Source organism: Kordia sp., from assembly GCF_045105435.1.
GTDB lineage: Bacteria > Bacteroidota > Bacteroidia > Flavobacteriales > Flavobacteriaceae > Kordia.
On sequence record NZ_JBGCDL010000241.1, the window covers coordinates 1 to 5,066 of the forward strand.

4 protein-coding genes are annotated in these 5,066 nt (G+C 33.6%); all 4 read left to right on the top strand.

The window, feature by feature from the left end; genetic code table 11:
• On the top strand, positions 1–240 hold a 240-nt coding region (locus AB8B65_RS12330), incomplete at its 5' end, for a hypothetical protein (protein WP_405301348.1).
• A 93-nt stretch (positions 241–333) separates the two neighbouring features.
• Positions 334–3,597, top strand: coding sequence for a T9SS type B sorting domain-containing protein (locus AB8B65_RS12335; protein ID WP_405301349.1), 3,264 nt, complete (start codon positions 334–336; stop codon positions 3,595–3,597).
• 1 nt (position 3,598) lies between these two features.
• Complete coding sequence (locus tag AB8B65_RS12340) at positions 3,599–3,916, top strand: antibiotic biosynthesis monooxygenase family protein (RefSeq protein WP_405301350.1); 318 nt, start codon at positions 3,599–3,601, stop codon at positions 3,914–3,916.
• Between the two features lie 185 nt (positions 3,917–4,101).
• A partial coding sequence (locus AB8B65_RS12345; RefSeq protein ID WP_405301351.1) for a transglycosylase domain-containing protein occupies positions 4,102–5,066 on the top strand: 965 nt, incomplete at its 3' end.

A 5,066-nucleotide genomic window follows, 5' to 3' on the forward strand; every position in this document is an offset into this window, starting at 1 on the left:
AATACACGTTTTACCGATTATGGAAATACGCCATCTAGCGAAGCGCGACATACTGATATTAGAGACGATCGCGTGAATTTCTATTTTGATTTGGAACTTGGAAAAGCAAAAACATTCAATGTATTATTGAATGCTTCTTACTTAGGAAAGTATTATTTACCGGGCGTTCAGGCAGAAGCTATGTATGATAATGATTTCTTTGTGCGAACTAAAGGGCAATGGATTGAAATTGTGAAATAATTAATGTTATCAAGATTTCATTGCTATTAAACGAAACGCAACCTTTTGTTACTATTTACATCTAAAAGGAAGAAAAGTTGCAAAAAAAATTATATGTCAAAATTTAGAATAGGATTCATTATTATTTTAGGGCTTTTTTCCTTTTCGGGAAATCTCAAAGAGATACCCTTTAATGAAAAATCTACGGAAATGATGGATCCATTAGAATTTATTATTTGTGACGATGATGGTTTTGTTGAAATAGATATTGTAGGTATTGAGTCGCAAGTCTTGCAAAACTATGATGACGGCAATGGAGTTGTTGAAGAAGGTGTGTTAATTTCAACATTAGATGGTGATGTCATTCAATTAAGTGATCTTTCAGGAACCGTTACTGTAGACCTCATTTGTAGTTATAATGATTATTTAACAGATATCGCTGTAGATGAAGATGGTGTTATTTATGTCACTAATTCTTTTTCTGTTTATTCTGTAGATGAAACCACATGTAGTACAGATGTAGTTACCGCTTTAGGTACAATTAACGCAAATTCCTTATCATTTGATACACAAGGAAATTTATATTACGGTGGTGGTAATAGCTTGGTATACAGATATGATAGTGATGAAACGAATCCGCCTTATGTATGGCACGACTTTGGTTTTGGCTCTCCTAGTGGTGATTTTGTCATCCTAAATGATAAAATGTATATTTCTTGGGGTACTACTTTCGGCACAAGGTTATATGAAGTAACAATAGATGATAATTTTAACTATGTATCGCATGTAGATTTAGGAAACATCCTTCTTGCTACCTATGGTCTTGCCAGCGAACTTGGTAAATTATACGGAGTCTCTCCTACAGAATTATATAGAATAGACCTAGATACCTTTACATTCACAACAATTCTAAATAATGACTTTCCTTATGGATCTTGGGGCGGTGCGGCAGGATTGCATGAAGCATTTAGTTATGTGGCTTCATCACATATAAGTGTTTCCGATGCAAATGGCAATATAAACCCGCTTTCTGATACTTGGACCAATACTGAGGAAGGCGGACAAACTATTTATGTAAGAGTTGAAAATACATTAACAGGAACTTATGAGATTATAGAAGTAAATCTTGTCATTACTAATACACTGCCAAATTTAACAGCACCAGCAACGTTAACAATGTGTGGTTCTGAAAATAACAGTACTTCATTTGACTTGACAGACGTAGAAACAGAGTTATTGCAAAATGTTACAAATCCTGTAACGATTAGCTATCATAATTCTGAAAATAATGCTTCTTCAAATACAAATCCTATAAATTCTAATTATACAACAACACTAAATCAAGAAACTATATATGTAAGAGTGCAAAATGTAGCTGATGATTGCTTTTCTATAAGTCAGTTTATAATTTCAGTAAATTTAACTCCAATCATTATCACACCTAACAACATTGCACAATGTGAAAGCAATGATACTTTTGATCTCACGCAAGTTGAAAATGAATTACTTCAAAACAACACAATTCCTGTTACAGTAACGTATTATACAAATTTTACAGACGCTACAGCAGGAACAAATACAATCAATACAGACTATCAAATAACTTCAGGACAAGAAACTATTTTTGTTCGTGTGGAAAGTGCAGCAAACAGCGAGTGTTTTGAAACTTCGCAATTTGATATTATCCTAAATGAAAATCCACAAGTAACAACACCAAACAACATTGCGCAATGTGAAAACAATGATACTTTTGATCTTACAGAAGTAGAAACCGAATTGCTTCAAAATAATACAATTGTTGTTATAGTAACCTACTATACAAGTTTGGGTGATGCAACAACAGGTACAAACCCAATCAATACCAACTATCAAATTTCTTCTGGTCAGGAAACTATTTTTATTCGTGTAGAAAATGCAAACAATGCCGAATGCTTTGAAACTTCGCAATTTGATATTATCCTAAATGAAAACCCACAAATAACAACGCCAAGCAACATTGCGCAATGTGAAAACGACACTACTTTTGATCTCACACAAGTAGAAAATGAGTTGCTTCAAAACAATACAATTGCTGTTATAGTAACCTACTATACAAGTTTGGGTGATGCAACAACAGGTACAAATCCAATTAATAACAACTATCAAATTTCTCCTGGTCAAGAAACTATTTTTGTTCGTGTAGAAAACACAAACAATAGCAATTGTTTTGAAACTTCGCAATTTGAAATTATTCTTAACGAAAGTCTACAAATAACAACTCCAAGTGATATTATGCATTGCGCAAATGACGGTAGTTTTGATCTTACACAAGTAGAAAATGAATTAACAGCAAATACATCACAAAATGTAATCGTTACCTATCACACAACGTTAAATAATGCAAATACAAATACTGACGCAATCAATACTAACTATAACGCAAACACAAACCAAGATACTATCTACGTACGTGTACAAATCACTGATAGTGATTGTTTTGCTGTAACCTTATTTAATGTCATTACTTTTGAAAGTTTGGAAATTACAATTCCAAGCGCTGTTAGTTTTTGTATAAATGAAATTGATGGTCCTTTTAATCTCACTCAAGTAGAAAATGAGCTTTTACAAAACGTTACACAAAATATTACGGTCTCGTATCATGATTCGCTAGCAGATGCTGAAACCAGTACAAATTCTCTAAATACAAATTATACAATTCCTGCTGTACAAGCAACTATTTACATTCGCGTGGAAAATAATGATACAAATTGTTTTGAAACTACTCAGTTTACAATTCAATCTTTTGAAAACCCAATTATAGAACCCTTTGTAAATTCGCCCAGCATACGGTTACTGTCAGATTGCTATATAAATACGAATTTAGAAGGTTATTTTGACTTGAATGATATTTACAGTGAAATCATAACAGATGGAAACACAGACTATACTTTAGAGTTTTTCCTCTCTGAGAATAACGCCGAACTAGATATAAATAGTATTGATCCTATTTATTACGCTACAGGCAATACCGAAGAAATTTTTGTAACAGTAACAAATACCAATGGCTGTAAAAGTATAACCAACTTTTTTATAAATCCAGATTGTTATGATACTGTGGTAGATATCTCAAATATCTATTTTCCAGATTTCTTTACACCAAACAACGATTTTATAAATGATACTTGGAATGTAGAAGGAATATCTGTAGCAATACAACAAACATCAATTATGTATATATTTGATCGTTACGGAAAACTGCTTTTCTATTTTAGACCCGGACAAATAGAAGGTTGGGACGGAACTTACAGAGGAAAACCAATGCCAAGCAACGATTATTGGTATAAATTTCAAACATTGGAAGGACAAACTTTTTCAGGTAATTTTTCTTTAATTAGATAATATGAACTCAGCATTTAAACCCTATTACGCCGTCATTTTTACGTCTATCCAAACGGAAACAACAGCAGGTTATGCAGAAATGGCACAACAAATGGAAGATGTAGCCAAAGAACAAAAGGGATTTATCGGAATTGATAGCGCCCGAAACGAAATTGGAATTACCGTAAGTTATTGGGAAAGTTTAGACGCAATCCAGCAATGGAAACAACATACAGATCATTTAGTGGCACAACAAAAAGGCATCAAAAATTGGTACGCATATTATAATGTAAAAATTTGTAAAGTAGAGCGTGAGTATAGTTTTAAGGAACGTTTTTGATTGAAAATTTCTAACGTCACTTCGAGTGAAATTCTGGAAGAATTTTATATCGAGAAGTACTTTGAAAATAAAAAGTAATACAAATATAAAAGTAGCTCTCAACATAAAAAATACGCTTGCATTCTCTACTCAATCTTACATTTACTATAGCTTTTCTAAAATTAAAATTATTAAATTAAAAACCTTTGCTCAAATACATCATCAGAAAAATAAAGCATAATAAGATAAAAACAGTAATCATCTGCGTGCTGTTAATTGCCTATTATTTCTGTTTGCCAGCAGTTTTATTTGAGGTACCAACTGCTACCGTAATTGAAAGTCGTGAAGGTGTGTTGCTTGGCGCGAAAATTGCCGATGATGGACAATGGCGTTTTCCACAATTAGATTCCGTTCCCGAGAAATTCAAAATCTGTATTATACAGTTTGAAGATGGCTATTTTTACAATCACCCAGGATTCAATCCAGTTTCCATGACAAAAGCCTTGTGGCAAAACATGACTTCGGGCAAAGTACAACGCGGCGGAAGCACCTTAACGCAACAAGTAATTCGCTTATCTCGCAAAGGAAAAAAACGCACCTATTTTGAAAAAGCCAAAGAACTTATTTTGGCAACACGATTGGAATTACGTTATTCCAAAGAAGAAATTTTAAAACTATACGCTTCGCATGCTCCTTTTGGTGGAAATGTGGTCGGATTGGATGCCGCAGCTTGGCGTTATTTTGGAAGAAGACCGCAAGAATTGTCGTGGGCAGAAAATGCAACCTTAGCCGTATTGCCAAATGCACCAAGTTTGATTTACCCTGGAAAGAATCAAATACGATTAAAAAACAAACGCAATCGGTTGCTCAAAAAACTATTTGATCAACAAATTATTGACAAACTCACCTACGATTTAGCCGTTAAAGAACCATTGCCACAAAAACCCTATCAACTGCCACAAACCGCAACACATTTACTAGATAAGGTTGCCGAAACACACAAAGGAAAACGTGTACAAACCTCTGTGGAAACCTTTTTACAACAAGAAACAAATGCAATTGTTGCCAAACATTACAAAGAGTTACAACAGAATCAAGTGTACAATGCTGCGGTACTTGTTTTAGATGTAAAAACACGAAAAGTCCTTGCATACATTGGAAACACACCAAC